A 23,629-nucleotide genomic window follows, 5' to 3' on the forward strand; every position below is an offset into this window, starting at 1 on the left:
TTTCCTAACAAATTTTTTGATTGCATTAGGAGAGAAATCTAACTGTAAGACGAAACTTTTTAGCAATTTGTTGAAGCTACCCCCTTAAAAGGTAAAATTAATTATGATTTTGAAACAATTGCTTTACTTCCAAAACTGCCACCATTTTTTAATTTTTGAAGGTTTTGAGGTTTCTATGTTTTCTAAATCGAATGATATGGATATTTTAGATTCTGCTTTCTGTAATTTAGCCAAGTTCAAATCAATACCATTTTCTTCTATAAACTTCTGAAACTCTATCTGTTTTAGCTCTTGGTCTGTAATTCCTTTTTGTGGGATTCTGATAATAGAATCATCATTTTTTTCTATTCTTTGTATCCAACCTACTATTTCTTTTTGTGCTTCCGTAGGCATAGAGCTTTCTGCCGAAACATCTATTTCTAAATTTTCATTGAGCATAAAATAATCAAGTGCATGAATCACAAAAAAAGTCTGATTTGTTGTATCATAACAGAAAGAACGAGTAAACTCATTTGGAGGAGAGGAAATGGCTGCTTTGATTAGCTCAATGATTTGATTTTTTTGGTTCATCATTTACACACTAAATTTATTCTTCTCTGTGCCTCTTTATTTCCTAGACTTACAGCTTTATGAAAATCGTTACAGGCTTGTTCATCTTTATCTAACCTAAGATAAACTATTCCACGTAACTCATAGGTTTGGTCTTTATCTGTTTCTTCAATATCTGCATTAATAATTTTATCAAAATCTTTAATAGCACTTTCATAATCACCTAAATGTGAGTAAATAAAACCTCTTAGTTCTAATGCACTATAATTAGCAGGTTCTTGTTTCAATATCGCTGAGTAACAATAGATTAATTCTTGCTTGTTGCCTAATTTTTTATATATTCTACTCATATTCCAATATATATCTAAGCGTGTGCTGTCCAAATCTACAGCCTTCTTATAGTTTTCTAATGCTTCGTTTTTTTGGTTTTGTTGTGCATAAATAAATCCTCTATGGTAATAAGGGGAAACTAAATCTTGACATAGTTCAATAGAATTATCGAAGTCTCTTAGAGCCTTGTCTATTTCTTCTAACTGATAGTAAACTTCGCCTCGCAATGTATAAGCCAAACATTGGTGTTCTGAGCCTTCAAGTTGTGAGATTGCAGAATCAAAATCTACTATTGCTTTCTTATATAGCTTATCTTCACTATACAATCTTCCTCGCCTGTTGTATGCAAGAGCGTTTTTTAAGGGTTTGTTTTCTATTGACATAGTAAAATACTTGTAAGCACTATCAACCTCCCTTTTCATTCTATAAGCATCTCCTATTTGAAAATAAGGCTCAAATTTTTCAGAATCAATATTTGCTAATTTTTGATATACTTGTATGGCATCATCATAATTCCCTAGAAAGGAATGGGCTTGTCCTAACATATTCTTCGTATCGATAGAAGTATCTCCTAATTCTATCATTTTTTGACAATCCTCTAAACATAGCTGCCATTTATCCAGCATAACTCTTGCAGAATGACGAGCTAAATATATTTCTCTAAGTGAGTCTACATGTAAAGTATCACTACTGGCTAAAATTTGATTGCAGTATTCTTCAGCTTGTTGATAGTTTTTATTGTTAATCTCTTCCCAAGCTTTTGTTAGTAAATCTTCCTTAACTTCCTCTTTGCAAGAACAAAAAAGAAAGCCTATTATGAAAAGAGACAATAGTATATTTTTCATAGAATAAATTTATTTTTGATTTAAAACTACAAAAGTTCCATCTCTTATAGAAATGGAACTTTCAAGCAACTCTATTTATTCTTTATCAATTCTAATACATAATTAAGTTGTGTATCTTCATTTTTGATAAAGTCCTCGTAGGACTGAACTACTTCATAATTTGGTTTGACTCCACTTCCAAGAGGTTGATTTTCTTTATTTGGAACATCTTGTTCTAAATTAACAATAGAAAAAAAAGTTTCTAATTTAGATTTTGGTAAGGTATAACTTACTGATGTATGTCCATTGTGTCCATAATACCCTCCTTGTGTTTCTTCTCCTACCACAATAGTATTTTTTTCTGATGCACTCATAGCAGCAAACAAACTTCCAGCAGAAGCAACTCTAGGAGTAATCATCAAATATACTTGTCCCGTAAAAGCATTTTTATTTGGTGTACGAACCTTATGGTCAGCACTAGTAGAATCTTGATAATATTTGCCTTCTTTTTCAATAGGAAACTCTTCCCTTAATTGTTTTGTATAAACAATCTTAGCAATAGGCTTCAAATAAAATGGTACTACTCCTTTTATGTATCTCAAATATGGAATCTTATTAAAAGACACCCAAGCTTGTTTGTTTTCCCTAAAATTTCTTGAAGAAAGATAAGAATAAGTCACCAAATCATTTGGATCTGTTCCTCCCCCATTATGTCTTACATCAACAATTAAATTTTTCACATCTTTTTCTTTTAATAATATAAATACACTATCCAAAAATTCAGTATAACGAATATGAATAGGGTCTTTAGCATGTCCACCTATAGAAAAAGTATTTATGGTAAGTTTGGCAATATCATTTTCTAGCATCTCAAAAGAATAAGGTTTATCTTCCTCTTCTGACAAATAAGAATTTCTATCATAGGGTAAAGAATGACGCTTCTCTATAAAGTCTTTTTTATATTTTGCATAACTTACACTTTGAATAGTTTGAGTTAGAACCTCATTTGATTTTTCTGTTTTGTAAGTAACTAAAAATTGCTTTTGTTTTCCATAGTGAAGACGATAATAGTAGCTAAAGCGTCCATTTATACCAATCGTTTTTCCAGTTTTGTTGAAACCATCAGTTGTATAGTATTTATGTAAATTAGGTAAAATATCTTTTATTGAAGTATTATTTATTGAAATAATTTCTACTCCTAAAGGTATTTTTGTAGAGTTCATATTTATTCTGAGTTTTCCTTCAATGAGCTTTACAGGAAAAGGAAAATATCCTGTTTTTTCTGCTTTAATAGAAGCATATATTTTTGCTGGTAAATTCAGACCATTATGAAGACTTCCTTCAAAATCTGTTAGTTCCCAAATGATATTATAAAAATCTCGGTAAGTAGAGGATTTTTCTATTTGACTTTCTGCCCATCTGTATATGCTATCAATTTCGTTTTTGCTTCGATATTTATAAAGCCCTGAATTCGCTTTTTCACGAATATTTTTGAATAACTTCAAATCTTTCTGCATTTTCTTTTGAGAAAATGAATCATCTATACTTTTTTGAGCATACAGAGAAAAAGATAATAGAAAGAAAGTAAAAATAGTGAGGAGTATGTTTTTCATGGTTCTGGTTGTTTGAATTTGAGAACTTATTTACTATTCACAAATTTCGGTAGAACGGATGAGCTACACTTGTACAATCTTGACTATTTCAAAGTTTTTCTGTACTCATTAGGAGCAATTCCTATAAATCGTTTGAAAGTTTTAGAAAAATGAGCTTGGTCTGCAAAGCCAAATTGATATGCAAAAGCAGTCAGTTCAGAGTGATAATTAATTTGCTTTTTTGCTGCAAATACTTTCTTCATTAAGACATAATTTATAGGCGACATTCCAAATTTAGAACGAAACTGCCGAGCAAAACCAAATTTTTCCATATTCATAAAATATGCTAGTCCATCGACAGATAACTTTTCTTCTAAATTATTTTCTATGAATAATACTATCTCCTTCCATTTTATAGAATCATTTGTAGTTATATTTCTATTATCAATATCAGATAATTTCTTTAATGAGTTGAATAGATTACCTAGATTTTTTTGTATTAAGTTTGAATTATTGCTATCTAATGAGTTTTTGATTTCATAAAATAAAGGTATCAATGAAGGTTGAAATAATTGACTATTTTCAAACTTGACATTCTTTTCTTTTAGACAATGATTGACTATATCTTGAGATACATATAAAGTGGTAAAAGAAATAGGAATATCTTTATTCAGAAGTGGATTCGCATGAACTTCATAAGGATTGGTAACAGAAATACTTCCTTTTTCACTATATAAAATAGAATCATTTATATCAATCACTTCTACACCTTGTTCAATCAATGAAATACAAAATGTTTCATGAAAGTGTTTTGGAAAATCTTTTTTCTGATTATGGATTGATAATATTTCAAAATTATCTAGGTTATTTGTTTTCTTTATGCTCATCATTTTATATTGTCTTATTCTCCCTTAAAACTACAAAAGTTCTGTTTCTTATAGAAAAATTTGCTTCTCTTTCACACTATTTTATTTCCTTTTCGTATCTTGATACATAATCATTTCTAAATTTGAATGAAATAAATTTTAAGAAAAAACGAATATAACCATACTTATAAAATCATAAAATGAGAACAACTATTTGCCTATTATTCTACTTTATCTGTTTTTCTATTTACAGTCAAGACATTAATTTATCAAAAAGAAAAGTTACAAATCTTATTGTAAACGAAGATATAGATTCTTTAGAAAAACTGATAAATCATGGCTTAGATATAAACAAACAGTATCGTAGAGGAGAAACCTTATTACATATAGCCACCTATCAAGAAAAAGTATCTGTTGTTAAATGGCTAATTCAGAAAGGAGCAGATGTAAATATTCAAAGTAACAATACATTTTCTACACCTCTAAATATATCCTCTTTTCTTTTTTATAGAAATGATTCTATTTCAGAACTTTTAATAAAGAATGGTGCAAAATCTGATATTTATCGCAAAATAAGTCCTCTGCAACAGACAATATTTGATAATAATGAAAAAATACTTAAACTTCTTTTGGATTATAATGCTGATGTAAATGCACACTGTGAAGAATGTTGCAACCGTTCGGCGTTTTTATTTTGTTGTTATAGTGGAAATCAAAATCTTTTAAATATTTTGATTGATAACAATGCAGATTACACACATCTAGATTGTGATGGCGAAAATGGGCTTATGTATGCAATAGAGGCTGAAAACATTGACATAGTAAAAAAACTTATTCAGCTAGAATATGATTTTAATCAAGCTGATAACAAAGGCAAATCAATTTTAGATTATGCTTTGAAGACAAAGAATACTGTTTTGATTGAAATAATTGAGGAGTATATAAAATAGAAAATTATTTAATCTCACTTACTTCCTAAAACTACAAAAGTTCCATCTCTTATAGAAATGGAACTCTTGATTTTGATACTGTAATTGAACTTAACTCAACTGATGAACTTTCATAGCTAAATTAACTTTTGTTTCTTCAGTTTCTAATTCTACTGAATCATTTACCGAATCCAATACTTCCATTTCTAAGGCTTGTGTTTCATCACAAATATACTTTTTGAAGTTGGATAAAGCACCGTTCAAAAGTTCACTTCCTTTTTCCACTTGCAATAAAATCTTGTCTTGAACATCCAAACCTTCATCTTTTCTTAAGTTCTGAATACGGTTTACCAAATCTCTAGCAACTCCTTCTTGGCGTAACTCATCTGTAAGATTGACATCAAGAGCTACCGTAATTCCGTTTTCACTCATCACTACCCAGCCTTCAATATCCTCTGTTCCGATTTCTACATCATCTGGAGAAAGTGGAATAACCTCGCCATCAAGATTTAAGGTAAACACACCTGTTTGCTCTAAGGTAGCAATATCAGATTGTGTCATTGCTTTTACTTGTGCTGCAATTTTCGGCATCGCTTTTCCATACTGTCCACCTAATTTTTTGAAATTCGGCTTGATAGTTTTGGTAAGTTTATCAGAATCAGGAGCTAAAAACTCTAATTCTTTTACATTTACTTCTGACAAAATCAGTTCTTGTACAGCTTTGATATGATTTTGAGTTTCTTCGTTTGCCACAGCCACCATTATTTTTTGTAACGGCTGACGAACTCTCATCTGGTTTTTCTTTCTCAATGCGTGTGTCATTGAAGAAATCTGTTGAGCGAGTTCCATTTGAGTTTCTAAATCTTTATTGATAAAACTCTCATCAGAAACAGGAAAATCTGCTAAATGAACTGAAACTGTTTTATTATCCTTATCAGCTTTTTTCAAGTTGCGATACACAAAATCAGAATAAAAAGGCGCAATCGGAGAAGCGAGAACTGCAATCGTTTCCAAACACGTATGAAGTGTTTGATACGCTGCAATTTTGTCTTCTACTAATTCAGCTTTCCAAAAACGTTTTCTATTCAGACGAACATACCAGTTTGAAAGGTCTGCCGTAACAAATTTTGACATCGCACGAGCTGCCTTGGTAGGCTCATATTCTGCAAAGGCTGCATCTACTTCAGCTATTAGAGAGTGCAGTTTTGAGATAACCCAACGGTCGCTTTCTGGACGTTTTGAAATTGGAATTAGATTATTTTCATCAAAATCAAAATCATCTAAATTTGCATACAAAGCAAAGAATGAATACGTGTTTTGAAGTGTATTGAAAAACTTGCGCTGAATCTCTGTAATTCCATCTTGATTGAACCTTAAACTATCCCAAGGATTAGAGTTTTCAATCAAATACCAACGAGTTGGGTCTGCGCCAAATTTTTCTAGTGTTTCGAATGGATTGACTGTATTTCCTAATCTCTTAGACATTTTACTGCCATTTTTATCTAAAACAAGTCCGTTCGAAATTACATTTTTATAGGCAACAGAATCGAAGAGCATCGTTCCGATAGCGTGAAGGGTAAAGAACCAGCCACGAGTTTGGTCTACTCCTTCTGCAATAAAATCAGCAGGGAAAGACTTTTCAAAGATTTCATTTTGCTCAAACGGATAGTGCCATTGTGCATACGGCATCGCTCCCGAATCAAACCAAACATCAATCAAGTCTAACTCTCTAGTGAGTTTTGTTTTGCCTTTTACAAGCGTGATATTATCCACATACGGACGGTGAAGATCTGCACGGTTTGCCATAAATTCTTCTAAGAAAGTACGGTTTGCTTTTACTTCCTCTACACTTAATACCTTTGAGTCGTTTGCTTCTTGTATTCCTGCCAAAAGGTCTTTGATAGAACCAATACAAACTTCTTCTGTTCCTTCTTCATTTCTCCAAATTGGAAGAGGAGTTCCCCAATAACGAGAACGAGACAAGTTCCAATCTACAAGGTTTTCAAGCCAGTTGCCAAAACGCCCTTCGCCTGTACTTGCAGGTTTCCAGTTTATCGTTTTGTTTAGCTCTACCATTCTTTCCTTGTAGTCTGTCGTTTTGATAAACCAAGAATCCAAAGGATAATATAAAATAGGCTTATCTGTACGCCAACAATGAGGATAATTATGTTCGTATTTCTCTACTTTAAAGGCACGGTTAGATTTTTTGAGCTTAACAGCAATACGCAAATCTACACTTTCGTAGCCTTCTGCGCTTGTTACTTCTTTCGGTTCGTATTCTTCTTTTACAGCTTCACCAGCAAAATCAGTAACTTCTTTTACAAAACGCCCTCTCTTATCTACAAGTGGCATTGGGTTTCCGTTCTCATCAGAAACCAAAATAGCAGGAATATTTGCTAATTTGGCAACACGAGCATCATCAGCACCAAAAGTAGGCGAGATATGAACGATACCAGTACCATCTTCTGTACTTACAAAATCTCCTAAAATTACTCTAAAAGCTGTACCATTTGTTTCGTCTGGCTTTACATAAGGCATAAGCTGCTCATACTCTAAGCCTTCTAATTTCTCTCCTTTACACTGTTCTAAAATAGTGTAAGGGTGTTGATTTGGATGTTTTTCTTCATCAAAAATAGCGTGGTCGACGTATTTTTTAGGGTCAAATACTTTAGTAAGCAATGCCTTTGCTACGTATACATTTATTGGCTGCTTTGTGTATTGATTATGTGTTTCTACTTTTACGTATTCTATATTTTTTCCAACTGCCAAAGCAGAGTTTGAAGGAAGCGTCCAAGGTGTTGTTGTCCAAGCTAAAAGAAAATCATTTGCTGTTCCTTTTACCTTAAACTGCGCTGTCATAGATAAGTCTTTCACTTCACGATAACACCCTGGTTGATTGAGTTCGTGTGAAGAAAGTCCTGTACCAGCAGCAGGAGAATACGGCTGAATGCTATATCCTTTGTATAAAAGTCCTTTTTCGTGGAATTGCTTTAAGAGATACCAAAGCGTTTCCATATACTTTCTATCAAAAGTAATATATGGATTGCCCAAATCTACCCAATAGCCCATTTTAGTTGTAATATCGTCCCAAAGTTCTTTGTAACGCATTACAGCCTCTCTACATTTTTGATTATAATCTTCAATAGAAATACTTTTACCTATGTCTTCTTTTGTAATTCCTAATTCTTTTTCTACCTGTAATTCAATAGGCAGACCGTGCGTATCCCACCCTCCTTTACGCTTCACTTGAAAGCCTTTCAGCGTTTGGTAACGACAAAAAATATCCTTAATTGTACGAGCCATTACGTGGTGAATCCCTGGTTTTCCGTTGGCAGAAGGAGGTCCTTCAAAGAACGTAAAAGTAGGTTTGCCCTCTCTATTTTGGACAGAAGCCTCAAAAATCTTGTTCTCATTCCAAAAATGGAGAACATCTTTTGCTACACCTGCGTAACTTATATTTTTTGGTTCGGTATATTTCATTTTTTTTATATATTCAATTCCAGTAAATGGCTATTCAATTTTAATCAATTTCACAAAGGTAAGAAATTGTAAATTAAAAAGATAGTGAGCTAGGGGGAGATTTTTTAAATAGGATTAGCTAGGGATTCGTAGGATTAATAGGATTAATAGGATTTGAAAATACAGATTAATGTAAATGCAGTAAATCATATTTATTTCTTTTCTAATAGTGTTCTTCTTCTAATTTTTGGTTCTAATCCAAAATTTAATAATAAACCAACTTCGATTCCTGTTGCTTTGAGATAATTGTATAGTTGAGCTTCGTGTACGGAAGATATATTTTGAACAGCTTTTAGCTCTAAGATTACAACATCATTTACTAAAATATCGGCAAAATAAAGTCCTACTTCAAAATCATCATAATATACTTTGATAGGAACTTGCGTTTTTGCGTGTAGTCCCATTCTTGTAAGCTCAATAGATAATGCTTTTTCATATACATTTTCCAAAAAACCATACCCTAACTTATTATATACTGTATAATATCCTTTTATTATTTTTTCTGTTAGCTCAATGTATTTTTGATTTTCCATATTCAAACTAGATTTAAACGTTGCTTTAGAATTGGAATTTATCTGTATTTTCAAATCCTGTTAATCCTACCAATCTTTAACCAATACTAAAAAAGTGTTTTCTTAATTAAAAATCATAAAATTACTAATTTTCCTTACCATTGTTGGTGTTTTGACACAGCAACAACAAAATAACCTATCATACTTTCTACAACCTCACTCTACTTCTTTTTCTTAGGAAGAGGCAACATATAAGTTTGCGAACAATCTACCAAAAAGCGTTTGCTTAATAGCTTTCTACCTAGTAGAATTGGATAGCGCATACTTTTTCGGTCTGTAAGTGTAAAATCTGTCTTGTAATCACTTCTTCCTATACGTATGCGAGTACGAATTTTGTAACGAGTTTGTGTGATACCGTTTGAGCTACGCACTTTTTTTTGAGAAAATTCCTCCAAGCGATATTCTTTTTCTTGATAATCTTCATGCGTAGGGTCTAACATAGAGAAACACAAAAACTGTTTTTCTTCTTCTTCAACTACTCTAATATTATGACAATGCAAAGACGAAGTATAAGCTCCTGTATCTGTTTTGGCATCTATTACGGGAACGCCCAAATCTGTTAAACCTACTGATTCTACTCTTCCAATAATTTCCATTTTGTACTATTTTTTTATGAAAAATCTCGTTATTTTAATCTAAAACTTACTAATTTGTTTAGCTTTACAAAAATCAACTAAGAATTTGATTACTAAAAAAACTCCATTATGTTGAAGCAAAAACTTCTTTACAGTTTATTTATAATCCTGATTACTACAATTTCTTTTTTTAGCTGTCAAACAAAGAAAAGCGAAATAAGTCAGAATAGCGAATCAGATAGAATAAAGAATAGCTTAAAAGACAAATCAGATGATGAAATAGTATTAGATTCTGACCCAACTACAGAAATAAACTTAAAGGATAACAAACAGAACTTTGAGGCTTTTATGAAAATTAGAAGCTCTATTGAAGGCTTACAAACTTCAAATCAGGCAGAAGAAAGTATTTATTATTGGGAAGGAAGCATTTATTCTTTCATAAGTGGAGAACGCAGTAAAAAACTGATGGGAATGAAAGGCTTTAGCGTATCAAGATGGATAAAAACAGATTCTTCAAGACAGCTTATGACTAGAGAAGTAGCTTTATACACAGACCCAAAGACAGGAGAAATTTTAGAGAAAATGAAAAACCCTCTTTTAGATGAAAAAAATGATTCCGTAGAAGTTATTCACGTTTGGAACAACCCTGTAAATCAGCGTTTTCCTTTTAATATAAAAGAAAATTACGACCAAAAGCCAAAAGAAAGTAGCGTTTATGGTATTCCTTATAGTGAGTTAGGACAAGATATGGTTTGTTTTTATGCAGATATTTTTCTGACTTATCCATCACTTATTACTCGCAAAGAATTTCCAAATAATGTGCAGAGTGATTTGTATCAAGGAGCAGAACTTTTCCAGTTTTTTGTAAAGAAAGATGATTTAGAAAATCCAATGCTAACTGATATTCCTGCCACTATTTCGTGGACACGTATCGGACAATGGCTTCCATTTATGAATATGAGCGATAGACAAGGATATTTAGTGTATCAATGTAGAGGATATAAAATTTTGGAAGGCTTTGAAGGCTTACCACAAGATGTAAAGGATTATGTAAGAGCAAAACAGCCAGTTTTCGAACATGCACCTACGGAATATTCTCAGCCGAATGAAACAAGTTGGTCGTATTTTAAGAAAGTGAGAAGGGGAGAGGAAATGGGTGTTGGAAAATAGGAATTGGAAAAATATCAGTTACTCAACACAAACTGTATCTATACTTATTATTTTCCCTTCTTTATCATATTTGGTAATTTCTTTTTTATTCTCTAATTCTTGTTTATCACTATTGAACTTTAAATATTCAGCTTCTTCTATTACCCTAAAACTAAATTTTTCAATTTTGTATAATTTGCTTATTACTTTATAAGAACAAAAGACTTCTTGCTTTTTAATATTTAATTTCACATTTCTCAATTCAGTTTCATTATCATATTCAAGTGATTTTGTAACAGGATTATAAAATAAAAATAGATAGCCATTTCCGTAAGAACCACCACTTGAAATTTCTACAAAAGCATCTTTGTAATTATCGCTATTTATATCAATTTTATTTAGATTAATGCTAGAAAACCCTACAAGATAAGTTACAGAATGAATTTTTTGATATTTATTTTCTGTAAATTTATAAATACCTATTTTTGAATTATCTGCTAAAAGAGCAAATTTTTCATTTTCCAATTTAAAAATAGAAACGTGAAGTCCTATGTTGTGTACAGTTTTTGAAAGATTATCAACATCATTGTAGAGAGCTAATGACTTTTCATAATCTGACCTATACCAACCTAGAGAATCCGAAGGTTCTTTATTATCTCCATTTGAATAAATATACCAATAAATCAAATGTTCTTCTTTTGGCTCTGTTTCTACTACCTTTGTTTCGATAATTTCAGTTTGAATAGAATCTAAATTTGTTGTACCATCTTGCTCAATTGTTTTTTTTGTAGGCGAACAAGCAGATAAGAGTAAAGTCAGAAGTAAAAAAGTATTTTTCATTGTGAGAATAAAAAAGCGTGAATCAAATTTATATTTTTTGGATTATTCTATCAACTAGCCTTATTCTGCAAGGTAGTTTTTTTGTCGTAATTTTTAAACTACTTTTTTATAGAGAAGATAAAAATAAAACGGCTAAAATAGTTTCTCAAAAATCTATTTCTCTTGTCATTGCAGCACGAAATGAAGCACATAACTTAGAAAAATTACTTCTTTCTATTTTCAATCAAAGTTATGATAATTTTGAAGTAATTATTGTCAATGACCGTTCAGAAGATAATTCTTTAGAGATTTTAGAAAAATTCAAACTAGAAAACCCTGCTAAAAACTTTCATTTTATTTCTATCAAAGAAAAACCTCAAAATTGGAATGGGAAAAAATATGCTTTACAAACTGGAATAAAAGCTGCCAAAAACGAAATTATTTTACTGACAGATGCTGACTGCCAACCAAAAGATGAGTTTTGGATAGAAAAAATGGCAAACTCTTTTAATAATGAAAATTCTGACAAAAAAATAAATGCAGTTGTAGGAGTTTCGTTGTACAAAAATCAAAATACAACTCATTCTTTCTTAAATTGGTTTATCAATAATGAAACATTAATTACTGCACTTCAATATATTTCTTTTGCTAATTTTGGAATGGCATATATGGGAGTAGGAAGAAATTTAGCTTATAAAAAAAGTGTTTTCTTTAATGAAAAGAATGAAAGTAATTTTGAAAAAATAGCTTCTCAATTAGGAGGCGATGATGATTTAATTTTTTCAGAAAGTCATTTTTATCAAAATATAGAAATCTGTTTAGATGGACAAACAGAAAGCAAACCTCCTCAAAATTTTAGAGAATGGCGACATCAAAAACGGCGACATTTGGCTGTTGGAACAAAATATTCTTTTCGTCAAAAAGTTATTTCTAGTATTTATCCTTTAAGTATATTTTTTTGGTATGTTGCTGTTTTAGGTTTTCTTATCAATGGCTTTTATGAAGTTTTAGGTCTTGAACTTTTTCGTCAGGTGCTTTTTTTTGCTATTTTGCGTATGTTCTATAATCAACTACAAAATAATAAAGTTTTGGGTCGTTCTGGTTATAAAGATTTTCAGCAAAAGTTTCTAAAGGAATTTTTTACTCATTTTTTTGGTTTTGAATTGGTATTTATTTTTTATTATTTCGTAATGGGAATAGGTGTTATTCTTCTTCCTCCCAAAAACTGGAAATAATGTAGAGCCAAAATCAAATTTTAAAAAGTGTGTCAAAATGACAATTTCTTACTTAGTTTGTATTTATGGATTAAAAATAGCTAGTTAATATAGATAGAATAAAAGTTATTTCTACTGATGAAATGACATTACAAAAAAAGTATTATTACACCTCTATTGATGAAAGACAATAAAAACACCTCTAAAAATTCAGAAGAAAATAAAAATCCGTTATCTAATGCTGATAATAAAGAATTTTCAGATAAAGCATTAAAGGATTTTGATTTGATTGATTTGGCAGTCAAAGGCGACCAACAAGCCTATGCCGAACTGATGAATCGTTACAAGAATTCGGTGTATTTTATGCTTCTCAAAATGGTAAAAAATACAGATGATGCCGAAGATTTGACAGTTGAGGCATTTACGAAAGCTTTCAAGAGTCTGAAAAAATTCAAGAAAGAATATACTTTCAGTACGTGGCTTTTTCGTATTGCTACAAATAATTGTATTGACTTTATTCGTAAGAAAAAACTAGAAACACTTAGTTTGCATACGCCTTACAAAAACGATTCGGGGGAGCAAATTCAGATGGATGTTCCAGACAAAAATCTTACGCCACAAGAAGCAGCTATAAGAACACAGAAAATAGAAATTATAAGAAATTTTGTCGAACAGCTCCCTCCAAAATACAAGAAATTAGTAGAGTTGCGCTACTTCAAAGAACTTTCTTATGATGAGATAGCAAAAGAACTAGATGCACCTCTAGGAACTGTAAAGGCACAATTACACAGAGCAAGAGAATTGATGTACGACTTAGTTAAAAATAAGCGTGATGTGATTTAGAATTTTTTTAAACCTATAAAATTTATTTTTTATAGGTTTTTTGTTGGGCTGTCTTCTATATCTATTTCAAAATGATTAAATATAAACTAATCCTTCTAATTATTTTCTTTGGACTTGCTTTTATTTCTTGCAAGTCAAATATAAAAAGTGAGAAATTAATTGGTAATTTACATTATCAAACCGTCCTCGTTCCAAGAAGTCTGTATAACATGCCAGATAGTGTAGTTGATAAAATTGAACTGCGTTATGCATCTTTACCTAATTCAACCATTGCAAAAGACACATTATTGTCTATCATAATAAATAGAAATTTAAAGAATAATCCGTATATCTTTCTTAGAAAAAAAGATGGCGAAATAGTAACTATTTACATGGAAAAACCTCAATATCAAGAGTTTACAAGATTTAAATATAAAGAATTGATTGCAAAGGAACAGAAAGTAGTTATAAAATTGAAAGCAGACAAATTAATGGGTAGATATTATAAATGCATTTCTATCAAAAGTGTGAAAATTGAAAAAGGAAAAACTCTAGGTAAACAAGGTAAATTTTTATTTTATGAGTATGAATAAAATCAGAAAGCTCCTTTCATTTTAAAAACTTGAAAGGAGTTTTGCTTTTCGAATTATTTATCTTCTACTATTTCCAAGCCTTTAGAGTGTCAATAAAATGCTTGACGAGAGTGTTTCATTCAAACTTAAAACACACTAATTTCGTATCTCTAATAAAAGGTATAAATAATCTAACTCTTAGAAAACCATGGGCTTACCAAAAGAAGAAGTAAAACCTCAAAAATTAACTTTTCAAGAATATATTAATTTAGAAAAAGAAAATAATCAAAAGTATGAATACCATGACGGTTTTGTGATTGCAATGGCTGGAGGAACAAGAAACCATTCAAGGATTTCGACGAATATAACGTCAAAGTTATTCTCTATCTTGGAAGAAAAAGGAGATAAATGTGAAGTTTTTAATAGTGATACAAAATTAGGCTTTCAAGACAAAAGTAAATATTTGTATCCTGATGCTATGGTTGTCTGTGGAGATATAGAAGAATCTAGGCACAATCAAGATATTACAAATCCAATAATTATTATTGAAGTTTTATCAAAATCAACAGAAGAGCTTGATAGAAAAGATAAATTTGGTCTATACAAACAAGTTCCTAGCTTAGAATATTATGTTTTGATTTCACAAGACAAACCACAAATAGAAGTGTATAGAAAAATGAAAGTAGAAGATAATAAATCCTTATGGCAAATTGAAATTATTACAGGAATGGATAAAATGTTAGTTTTTCCTACTTTAGATATAGAGATTTCTTTTGCATTGATTTATAAAAAAGTAGAATTTGAGAGGTAAATTTAAAATATGAAAGATTTCATAAGTGACTTGTTTTTATATAGTAGTTATTATTTTCTTTTTGGTTTTGTGTTTTTCTTTCTAATAATTGTAGTAGTTTCTATTATGATAATAAAAAAAGCAATAAAACATGAAGAAGATAAATAAATTTATTGTACTAATAACGTCTTTACTGGTTTGCTTGATTACTAAATCTTATTCACAAGATATAAGTAAAGGCTATTGTGAAAGCTATATTGTTAGTAGAGAAAATAATAAAAAATTAGATAGCTTAATAACTAATAAAAAGCTATTAATTATTGGTGAAGTACATTCAATGCCTGAAAACTCTTTATATTACCTTCTTATTATAGATAGGCTAATAAGCTTAGGATATAAAAAAGCTACTCTGTATATAGAGATGACTCCAATATTTGCTTGGTTTTTAAATGATTTGATAAATAATTCTAATAATCAGAATTATAAAGACTATAGACTAAATAAAGAAGATTATGCTCTTGTCGAAGGGCTAATCGTCCGTAAAAATAAAATAAAAGTAAATATAATAGGTGTTGATGTGGATGCCAACGTACTCAGAAAACAAAATAACCGATTGATAAATCAATTACTTAGAAAAGTACCTGATTCTGTTACGTTTGAGCATTTGAAAAAATTAAGAGATGCAAAAAAAACAAAAATTTTATATTCATTAACTGAAGAAGTATATAAAGATTCTACATTATTATCTTTTTACAAGAATGTAATGGAAGAAATTGATTTTATTTACTTCAAAGATCAGATAATTGCAATGAATGAAGTAGGAAGAGTAAAGTTTAGTAAACCTACTGATAAAATAGATATGCGAGATAAATGGATGGCTTCACGAATAAATTTTACCTTAGATACATCACAAATTCATATATACCCTGTAGGATTATATCATATAATACCACGCAACAAAGAAAAAAATTGTGAGTTAGTTAAAAATATATCAAAGATAGATAGGAAAGATATTGTTATAGTTCCAATAATGTATCGTGGATTAAGTATGTTCTTTTATTTGGAAGAACTTATTGAACCATTCAATGATAAAGAAAGAAAACTACAAAAAATGTTAGAAAGTAAAATATTTGATGCCATATTTTATACTCCTTAATCTGGCTTCTACTTTCCTCGTAGATAAAAAGAACAGTAGTTACTAACTAACTTTTCGTAATATTACCATAAAAAACAAAGAAAAGGATTCAAAGCATAAAAACTTCAAATCCTCTTTTACTAAACCAGTCATCTTCTATTTTGCATTCTTTAATACTTCCAATTCTTGACTGTATCAATAAAATGCTTAACTTTATTAAAATCTAAATCTGGATAAACTCCGTGTCCTAGATTGGCAATATGTTTTCCTTTTCCGAAGGCAGTAAGCATTTTCTTCGTTTCTGCTTCTATCGTTTCATACGAACCATACAAAACACAAGGGTCAAGATTTCCTTGCAAAACTTTGTCATTTCCTATCAATTTTCTTGATTCTTCAATCGGCATTGTCCAGTCCATTCCCACGACATTACAAGGCAGTTTTCCAAAGTCTGCTCTTGCTGCGTGTTGGTCTTTTCCAAAAACAATTGTAGGCACTTCATCAATCGCTTCTACAATTTGTCTGATATATTTTAAGCTAAATTCTTTATACAATTCTAATCCCAAAACACCTGCCCAAGAATCAAAAACCTGTACAATATCTGCACCTGCTTTTATTTGAGCTTTTAGATAAATGATTGTAGAATCTGTTATTTTTTGTAATAATTGATGTGCTAATCTTGGATTTTCATAAAGTAATCCACGAGGTTTTGAGAATGTTTTCGAACCTTTTCCTTCTATCATATAACAAAAAAGCGTAAAAGGCGCACCAGCAAAACCAATCAAAGGAACACGTCCGTTTAATTCTTTTTTAGTGATAGAAATAGCTTCTGTTACGTAATTTAGTTTTTCTTCTATTCCGTCGGTCGTCATTCTTTTTACGTCTGCTTCCGTTTTGATAGTTTCTGGAAAACGAGGACCTACTTTTTCCACCATTTCGTAAGGCAAACCCATCGCTTCAGGAATTACCAAAATATCCGAAAAAATAATGGCTGCATCTACTCCCAATCTATCGACAGGTTGAATGGTAACTTCGGCTGCCAAATGTGGCGTAGTAACAAGTTCGATAAAACCACTTAGTTTGGCTCTTAATTCTCTATATTCAGGCAAGATTCTTCCAGCTTGGCGCATTGTCCAGACAGGCGCACGTTCTGTTTGTTCTCCTCTTGCTGTTCTTAAAAGTAAATCGTTTTGTAAAGTTTGCATGTATTTTTTTATTTTATACATGTCGCTCGTGGGGACACGAGCAACGGATAAGTTGTCTTTTTATCAAAAAGAATTTATTTATAATAAGCATATTAAGTCATTTTTTTAGAAAAAACTACCATTGCTCGTGTCCCCACGAGCGATACTATTGATACCATAAAAAAAAACTTCATTTGAATACAAAAGTAATCAAAATGAAGTTTATAAAATTCGATTATTGACCTAATCTAAAAATTAATATTCATCTTCATTAAAAAAGAAGTCATCTTTAGTAGGGTAGTCAGGCCAAATTTCTTCAATGTTTTCATAAGGCTCACCATCATCTTCTAAATCTTGTAGATTTTCTACTACTTCCATAGGCGCACCTGTACGTGTCCCATAATCAATCAATTCATCTTTAGTGGCCGGCCAAGGAGCATCTTCTAAATAAGATGCTAGTTCTAGTGTCCAATACATAGGCTTATATTTGTATTTTTTTTGTAATAATTTTAAATTTTAATCAGTAACTCGTTTCAGCTATTCTAACCTAGTTCTACAAGTATTTTTTTTGATAAGGCTGCAAAGGTAATAAGTTATTCACTCTAAACAAGTTAGTTCGGTCATTTTTTCAAACTAATCTTGATTTTTATACTTATTAATATCTTTTTCACCTTATTTTTATTAAAGTTTAGGTTCTGAAATCCTGCTGTTTTAGAGTGTAACGCAAGGCTTTATTTTTTGTTTTGTTTACTTAAATTACTTTGAAACTTTCTTACAAATTTGTAGCCAAGAAATAACATTTGCTATTCATAAAAAGTTTATAAAATGGTAACATGAAAGACTTTTTTATCAGAAATAGCTCAATTTTACAGCAAAATAATACAAATACTTAATTTTTAATTACGTTATTTTTTTACTCAAACAGCTTGAAAATCAGATTTATAAGAAGTAGATAAGAAATTTTTATAAAAAAAACAACTTTTTTAAGTTTGAAGTTGCTTTTATAAAAAAATAGTAGTATTTTTAGATTATCAAATTAAAAGATTTTAAACTCTCAAAAACTAACTTTTAGTAGTTAGATTAAAGATTTTCATTTAGTTATTTTCGGAGAGGGGGCTTTCTGACAAAACTAAAATTCTACCGTTGCAGTATCGGAATGATCTGCAACGGCTTTTTTATGTCTTTTTTATAAACTTTTAGCCTTTCTTTGCTATGCTATTTTTGTTCTTTGGTGTTTTGAGTTGTAATTTTGTACTATAAAATTTTCTTAAACTAATCTCACTCTAAAGAGTGAGTTGCAGAAATGACTTTACTCAAAAAACATTGGTGGAAAATTGCTTGTGTAATTATCCTTTTTTATACAATCATTGGAGGACTTTTGGTACAAGTTCCACGCCTAAATATTCTCAACGAAACTATCAGAAATCTATTCTTTCACGTTCCGATGTGGTTTGGAATGGTTCTGATGCTTCTTGCTTCTGTTATTTATTCGATAATGTATCTCAAAACCTCCAATCCAAAACATGACGATTGGGCAGTAGAACTCGCAAATTCTGGAATTGCTTTTGGCGTGTTAGGAATCTTGACAGGAATGTGGTGGGCAAGATTTACGTGGGGACAATTTTGGAGTGGCGACCCAAAACAAAATGCTTCTGCAATCGCTCTTCTGATTTATTTTGGTTATTTACTTTTGCGTAGTGCCTTGCCAGATGATGAAAAACGAGGTAGAATAAGTGCTGTTTTTAATATTTTTGCCTTTGCCACTTATATTCCACTCATTTATATTTTGCCTAGAATGGTAAACTCATTGCATCCAGGGGCAGAAGGAAATCCTGCTTTTAGTGCCTATGATTATGATAATGATTTAAAACAAGTTTTTTATATTGCCATTATTGGATGGACACTTTTGGGTGTTTGGGTGGCACAGCTTCGTGTCAGAATGCGAAGACTTGAATACAAAACACTTTTTGATTAAAGAAACACAAAATAAACCGTCGTTGAGGCTCAAATACAGCCGTCAACGAGGATAAAAAAAATCTAATGAAAAATATATATCTACTTTTACTCATTTTCTCTTTTGCTTTTTTACCTTTTGCAGCAATAGCACAGGCAGAAAAAACTGACCAAACAGAAACAACTAAAAACGGAAAAATCCCTGTTACGCAGCGAGATTATGAAAATACAGAAGTTGCAATGGCTGATACATTCAGAGAAGATGGCAAAATTTACGTTGTAGTAGCTGTTTTAGCGACTATTTTTGCAGGAATTGTAGTCTTTTTGGTAGTTACAGAATCCAAACTCAAAAAACTAGAAGATTTAGTATATTCTGAAAGAAAGTCTAAAGAGACGACACACAAAGTTTTATAATCAAGTTCGTATTTATATTCAACCATAAAAATAAAAACTATGAAAATTTCACATATAATTGTTCTCGTTATTATTGCTGTTGGTATCGGAATTTTTGTTAGTTCTAGTGAAAATGCCAGTCAGTATGTAGATTTTGACAAAGCTCTTTCCATTGCTAAAAATGGTAGTGATAACAAAATTCATGTTGTAGGTGAACTTCCTAGAGATGCAAATGGCGAAGTAATAGGGATTGAATACAATCCAATGGCAGATGCTAATTTTATGGCATTTCAGCTTGTTGATGAAAAAGGAAAAAAACAGCGTGTCATTACAAGCACTCCTCCACCTTCAATGACGGATTTTAAACGCTCTGAAAAGGTAGTTGTTATTGGGAGATATGAAAGTGCTGAAAACGATGCACAGTTTGTAGTAAGTGATATTCTCCTCAAATGTCCTTCTAAGTATGAAGAAAATACCGTAGCTGTGAAATAATCAAGAATAAAAAAGGTGAAAGTATAATGGAATAGAAATTAAATAAATTGACACTTTTAATTATATAATTAACTAGTAATCAGAAGTTTAATTCGTAATTGTTCCTTTATACTTTTACCTTTTTTCATTTACAGTCTTCAGAAAGTTTATTTTACAACTTCGACTCCTTTCCAAAAAGCCATTTTACCACCTATTTCTTTAGCTGCATCTTTTGGAGTTGGATAATACCAAACTGCATTTTTATTTTCCTCTCCATCTACATCTAACGAATAATAAGAGGCTGTTCCCTTCCAAGGACACATACTTTTATGGTCGCTTTCTTTCAAAAATTCTTTTTTAACAGAGTCAGCAGGAAAATAATGATTTCCTTCTATTTGCACAGTAGTATCACTTTCTGCAATCACTTGCCCATTCCATATTGCTTTCATAATTTGCTTTTTTATTTAGAGTGAAATTTATATATAACCAAAAGATAGTGTAGGTAGAAATTGTTTGAGAAAACTATGTAGAGTATTCTTTATTTTTATTTATGACATAGCTTAAAAAACCACAAAAGGCTTATTCTATAAATATAGAATAAGCCTTTTGATTGGTGTGTGTGTTGTGTTATTTGTGTGTAAGGTCTAAAAGTGTTATAATCCCAAACAAATGAAAATTAAAAACAAAAATTCCAGTAAAACCTTTATGTTGTTCAAAAATGATTCTCAGTAAATATATAGTGTGTGTGTTGATATATTTCTGGGTGTGTAAACCATTTTCTATGTTTTATTCCAATTTTGTGATAGAAAAATTGTATCTTGCTAAGTCTTTGTAAATCACTTTACTTGCTTTGCTTTCTACAAGTGTGTTTTTCTTCTAGCACATAACAAAATTACGGCAAGTAGGGCAGTAAAAATTATACGAAACTCTCTATTTTTTGAATCAATCTTTAAAAGCACTCAAAAAGTAATACTATTGTTTCGTTTTATTTAAAATGATAGTTCTTTTCTTCATTCGTTCTCTTTCCAAATCCGATTTGGTTTATTTCAATTGATTTATCTTCTATTTTATGTCTATTACTCTTTCAGAATCTACAACGTATCAATCTAATAGAACAGCTTTATCCATATTTAATTATTCTGATAAAAATAAAACTAGCTCTACTCATTCTGTTAGTGCTTTAAAACCTAAAACTATTCAAACTGGTAAGGTTACTTTAGTAGTTGTTTTGGAAGGCACTGTTAGTTTTGAATCCAAAGAATATAAGCAAAGTTGTACCATAGGCGAATCATTGATTATCCCTCCTCATAAAGCTGTTCGTTTGGAAGCTCTACAACTAGAAGAAAAACCAAATAAGAAAAACACTAAAACTAAAAAAAATGGTCTTTCTTGGTTAGAACTAGAAGTTCCTATCGAAATAATTAACCTAACTATTTCTCAATACAATAAAATAGGAGTAACAGAAGACGATTGTAAATTAAGAGTAGAAAATAATTCAGTTTGGCAGTTTGGAGAAACTCCTATTAATGTTACGCACGATACAACTATTAAAAAAGCAATTACACGATTAATTGATTTATTTACAGAAGAACATTATAATAAAGATGTTTTTATAGATTTTGCCATTAGAGAACTTATTTTACGATTTGTCAGAACTCCTTCAAGAGATAGAATAGATTTGGAAAAAAATGATGAATCAGAAAACGAAACCAATCCAAGTATTGAGGCTGTTTTGGGCTATATAAAAGAACATATTGACGAACCTATTTCTATCGATACGCTAACAGATATTGCCAGTATGAGTAAGGCAGCATTTTTCAGGACATTTAAAGAAACATTAGATATTTCGCCCATTGATTATATAAATAGAGAGCGTGTAGAAATAGCAAAAAATCGCTTGGTAGATATTTCGAAATCAGTTACAGATATTTGTTATGAGCTAGGTTATAACCACATGACCTATTTTATTCGGGTCTTTAAAAAATATGAAGGAATCACTCCCAAACAGTTTCAGATGAAACAAAATAAAGAAAATATCAAAAGTGAGCAGAATGAAAAAGATAATAATTCAGAAGAAGAAAAGTAGTTTTAGTAGAATAGAACTTTAGATATGTATGAGGATATATTTATTATACTTTGAAGTTGTTTAAGAATAGGTTTGTGCGTGTATTTGTTGGTGTCGCTTCGCTAAAACACCAACAATGGCAGGATTATTTTTCCTTAGAATTGGGTCTGCAAACCCAATTCTAAGGAAAAATCTATATTCTTAAACAACTTCTTTATTAAACAGCAACAAAAATTACAATAAATCATTTTTTTGAAAATATCATTTTCATAAAAATAGCCCGTAATGAAGTCAACACTTTTTACATCCATTAATATTTTAATCATTATATGCATTCATTTGTTTATACTTTATGACTTAGATAAAAATGATAGTAGTGGTTCTTGTGGAATACCATCTATTATAATAGCTTTTATTCCCCTTATTATTAATTTCATTTGGTCTTGCGCAACTATTTTTTTAGTTTCTAAAAGTGCTGAAAAACAATATTTTGATGATACGTCTTTGTATGTCATTATCGCAATTATAGGAAACTCATTGATTGCTTACCTTGCAGAAAGTTACCTTTGGTTACTACTCATGATTCCCTACATATTATTTTTAGGAGAAAGTTTTTATTTGAAGTTTGCTAGAACTCAAGGGTAGAAAAATGAAAAAACTATTTTATTTATTGTTGCTATTAATTTTACTCTCTTCCTGTGAAGACCTAATTTGTAATGGCAATCAAAGTGATTTAGCCAACAAATGGACAGCTCTTCCGACCGAAACTCTCCGTTTTATTCCTTCCATTGAGCGAAATATTATAGAGTTTAGAGTTTCAGAGATTGTTAGGTTAGGCTCTCCAAGTGATTGTTATAATAATTATGAAACTCATTCTATTTTTGGTCAAGATACGATTACAAATGAGTATTTGAGAGGAATAAACTATGAAATAACAGCTACCCAAAACGATGTGCAGATTTATTATTCCTTTCTTTCTGCTGATTTATTTCGTGGAGGAAATCAAACACCCAATATTCAAAAGATAGGTTGCCTATCTGTTCTTGGAGAATCAAGATGTACGAATGAGCGAAACGAAATTGGCAATTTTACTATAAATGGAATACCTCATAAAAATGTTGTAGAACTTATCGAAAACCGAAGCTCAAACCGAAAGGATGTAAAACGAATTTTGGTAAATAACAAAGGAATTTTGCAAATCGAATTCTTTGACGGTGAAATTTGGAGCAGGATTTTTTAAAAAATCACAACAAATCTATTTTTTCTTTAAAAAATGTAACCTAATTCAATGCAAAACAACGTATTGAAG

The 23,629-nt window shown here is 30.7% G+C and carries 24 protein-coding genes; 13 read left to right on the plus strand and 11 right to left on the minus strand.

The genetic code is table 11. The annotated features are described in order from the left end of the window. Nucleotides 1–123 precede the first annotated feature (123 nt). From WAF17_RS10110 to WAF17_RS10125, 4 genes are all read right to left on the minus strand, one after another. On the minus strand, nucleotides 124–573 hold the full coding sequence (locus WAF17_RS10110; protein WP_338769559.1) for a hypothetical protein: 450 nt from the start codon (nucleotides 571–573) through the stop codon (nucleotides 124–126). Then, nucleotides 570–1,724: a tetratricopeptide repeat protein gene (locus tag WAF17_RS10115; RefSeq protein ID WP_338769562.1), complete on the minus strand. Its 1,155-nt coding sequence runs from the start codon at nucleotides 1,722–1,724 to the stop codon at nucleotides 570–572. Before WAF17_RS10115 ends, WAF17_RS10110 begins: the two co-directional genes overlap by 4 nt. Before the next feature lie 71 nt (nucleotides 1,725–1,795). Then, nucleotides 1,796–3,316 carry a S41 family peptidase gene (locus WAF17_RS10120; RefSeq protein ID WP_338769565.1) on the minus strand — a complete coding sequence of 507 codons (1,521 nt, stop codon included), beginning with the start codon at nucleotides 3,314–3,316 and terminating at the stop codon, nucleotides 1,796–1,798. A gap of 83 nt (nucleotides 3,317–3,399) precedes the next feature. Next, entirely contained in the window at nucleotides 3,400–4,185 is a 786-nt protein-coding gene (locus tag WAF17_RS10125; protein WP_338769568.1) for an AraC family transcriptional regulator, read from the minus strand. A gap of 176 nt (nucleotides 4,186–4,361) precedes the next feature. Between WAF17_RS10125 and WAF17_RS10130 the strand changes: the two genes are divergently transcribed. Then, complete coding sequence (locus WAF17_RS10130) at nucleotides 4,362–5,111, plus strand: ankyrin repeat domain-containing protein (protein ID WP_338769571.1); 750 nt, start codon at nucleotides 4,362–4,364, stop codon at nucleotides 5,109–5,111. A 90-nt stretch (nucleotides 5,112–5,201) separates the two neighbouring features. Here WAF17_RS10130 and ileS read toward each other — a convergent pair whose 3' ends face one another. The 3 genes from ileS to WAF17_RS10145 all read right to left on the minus strand — a co-directional run bounded on the left by ileS (nucleotide 5,202) and on the right by WAF17_RS10145 (nucleotide 9,777). Further along, entirely contained in the window at nucleotides 5,202–8,570 is a 3,369-nt protein-coding gene (gene ileS, locus WAF17_RS10135) for an isoleucine--tRNA ligase (protein WP_338769574.1), read from the minus strand. A gap of 191 nt (nucleotides 8,571–8,761) precedes the next feature. Then, on the minus strand, nucleotides 8,762–9,142 hold the full coding sequence (locus WAF17_RS10140; RefSeq protein WP_338769576.1) for a GxxExxY protein: 381 nt from the start codon (nucleotides 9,140–9,142) through the stop codon (nucleotides 8,762–8,764). Between the two features lie 200 nt (nucleotides 9,143–9,342). Continuing rightward, nucleotides 9,343–9,777, minus strand: a complete 435-nt coding sequence (locus WAF17_RS10145) for a RimK/LysX family protein (RefSeq protein ID WP_338769579.1) — start codon at nucleotides 9,775–9,777, stop codon at nucleotides 9,343–9,345. A gap of 108 nt (nucleotides 9,778–9,885) precedes the next feature. Between WAF17_RS10145 and WAF17_RS10150 the strand changes: the two genes are divergently transcribed. Next, nucleotides 9,886–10,926 (plus strand): DUF1838 domain-containing protein, encoded by a 1,041-nt coding sequence (locus WAF17_RS10150; RefSeq protein WP_338769582.1) that lies wholly within the window; start codon nucleotides 9,886–9,888, stop codon nucleotides 10,924–10,926. Nucleotides 10,927–10,944: 18 nt separating this feature from the next. Here WAF17_RS10150 and WAF17_RS10155 read toward each other — a convergent pair whose 3' ends face one another. Next, nucleotides 10,945–11,745 (minus strand): hypothetical protein, encoded by an 801-nt coding sequence (locus WAF17_RS10155; RefSeq protein WP_338769584.1) that lies wholly within the window; start codon nucleotides 11,743–11,745, stop codon nucleotides 10,945–10,947. A gap of 17 nt (nucleotides 11,746–11,762) precedes the next feature. Here WAF17_RS10155 and WAF17_RS10160 point away from each other — a divergent pair, with 17 nt between their 5' ends. The 5 genes from WAF17_RS10160 (at nucleotide 11,763) to WAF17_RS10180 (ending at nucleotide 16,278) form a co-directional block, all read left to right on the plus strand. Continuing rightward, nucleotides 11,763–12,959: a glycosyltransferase gene (locus WAF17_RS10160; protein WP_338769587.1), complete on the plus strand. Its 1,197-nt coding sequence runs from the start codon at nucleotides 11,763–11,765 to the stop codon at nucleotides 12,957–12,959. Nucleotides 12,960–13,118: 159 nt separating this feature from the next. Then, entirely contained in the window at nucleotides 13,119–13,781 is a 663-nt protein-coding gene (locus tag WAF17_RS10165; RefSeq protein ID WP_338769590.1) for a sigma-70 family RNA polymerase sigma factor, read from the plus strand. Nucleotides 13,782–13,852: 71 nt separating this feature from the next. After that, complete coding sequence (locus WAF17_RS10170; protein WP_338769593.1) at nucleotides 13,853–14,353, plus strand: hypothetical protein; 501 nt, start codon at nucleotides 13,853–13,855, stop codon at nucleotides 14,351–14,353. A 187-nt stretch (nucleotides 14,354–14,540) separates the two neighbouring features. Further along, entirely contained in the window at nucleotides 14,541–15,143 is a 603-nt protein-coding gene (locus WAF17_RS10175; RefSeq protein WP_338769595.1) for a Uma2 family endonuclease, read from the plus strand. Between the two features lie 130 nt (nucleotides 15,144–15,273). Continuing rightward, nucleotides 15,274–16,278, plus strand: a complete 1,005-nt coding sequence (locus WAF17_RS10180) for a hypothetical protein (RefSeq protein ID WP_338769597.1) — start codon at nucleotides 15,274–15,276, stop codon at nucleotides 16,276–16,278. A 149-nt stretch (nucleotides 16,279–16,427) separates the two neighbouring features. On the opposite strand, the gene hemE is transcribed toward WAF17_RS10180, so the two are convergent. Together hemE and WAF17_RS10190 are read right to left on the minus strand one after the other, a co-directional pair. Further along, complete coding sequence (hemE, locus tag WAF17_RS10185; RefSeq protein ID WP_338769600.1) at nucleotides 16,428–17,459, minus strand: uroporphyrinogen decarboxylase; 1,032 nt, start codon at nucleotides 17,457–17,459, stop codon at nucleotides 16,428–16,430. A gap of 234 nt (nucleotides 17,460–17,693) precedes the next feature. Further along, nucleotides 17,694–17,915, minus strand: a complete 222-nt coding sequence (locus tag WAF17_RS10190; RefSeq protein WP_014797151.1) for a DUF2795 domain-containing protein — start codon at nucleotides 17,913–17,915, stop codon at nucleotides 17,694–17,696. Between the two features lie 826 nt (nucleotides 17,916–18,741). On the opposite strand from WAF17_RS10190, the gene ccsA reads away from it, so the two are divergent. The 3 genes from ccsA to WAF17_RS10205 all read left to right on the plus strand — a co-directional run bounded on the left by ccsA (nucleotide 18,742) and on the right by WAF17_RS10205 (nucleotide 20,276). Beyond that, nucleotides 18,742–19,413 carry a cytochrome c biogenesis protein CcsA gene (gene ccsA / locus WAF17_RS10195; RefSeq protein WP_338769610.1) on the plus strand — a complete coding sequence of 224 codons (672 nt, stop codon included), beginning with the start codon at nucleotides 18,742–18,744 and terminating at the stop codon, nucleotides 19,411–19,413. 65 nt (nucleotides 19,414–19,478) lie between these two features. Further along, nucleotides 19,479–19,805: a CcmD family protein gene (locus WAF17_RS10200; RefSeq protein WP_338769612.1), complete on the plus strand. Its 327-nt coding sequence runs from the start codon at nucleotides 19,479–19,481 to the stop codon at nucleotides 19,803–19,805. A gap of 39 nt (nucleotides 19,806–19,844) precedes the next feature. After that, entirely contained in the window at nucleotides 19,845–20,276 is a 432-nt protein-coding gene (locus tag WAF17_RS10205) for a cytochrome c maturation protein CcmE (RefSeq protein WP_338769614.1), read from the plus strand. A 146-nt stretch (nucleotides 20,277–20,422) separates the two neighbouring features. On the opposite strand, the gene WAF17_RS10210 is transcribed toward WAF17_RS10205, so the two are convergent. Then, nucleotides 20,423–20,704 carry a DUF427 domain-containing protein gene (locus WAF17_RS10210; protein WP_338769616.1) on the minus strand — a complete coding sequence of 94 codons (282 nt, stop codon included), beginning with the start codon at nucleotides 20,702–20,704 and terminating at the stop codon, nucleotides 20,423–20,425. 620 nt (nucleotides 20,705–21,324) lie between these two features. Here WAF17_RS10210 and WAF17_RS10215 point away from each other — a divergent pair. From WAF17_RS10215 to WAF17_RS10225, 3 genes are all read left to right on the plus strand, one after another. After that, the gene (locus WAF17_RS10215) at nucleotides 21,325–22,341 is read left to right on the plus strand and encodes an AraC family transcriptional regulator (protein WP_338769618.1); all 1,017 of its coding nucleotides are present in this window, start codon (nucleotides 21,325–21,327) and stop codon (nucleotides 22,339–22,341) included. A 318-nt stretch (nucleotides 22,342–22,659) separates the two neighbouring features. Continuing rightward, nucleotides 22,660–22,965, plus strand: coding sequence for a hypothetical protein (locus WAF17_RS10220; RefSeq protein WP_338769621.1), 306 nt, complete (start codon nucleotides 22,660–22,662; stop codon nucleotides 22,963–22,965). 4 nt (nucleotides 22,966–22,969) lie between these two features. Continuing rightward, nucleotides 22,970–23,560 (plus strand): hypothetical protein, encoded by a 591-nt coding sequence (locus tag WAF17_RS10225; protein ID WP_338769624.1) that lies wholly within the window; start codon nucleotides 22,970–22,972, stop codon nucleotides 23,558–23,560. The last annotated feature ends 69 nt before the right edge of the window (nucleotides 23,561–23,629 follow it).

It is taken from the genome of Bernardetia sp. ABR2-2B (assembly GCF_037126435.1).
Lineage (GTDB): Bacteria > Bacteroidota > Bacteroidia > Cytophagales > Bernardetiaceae > Bernardetia.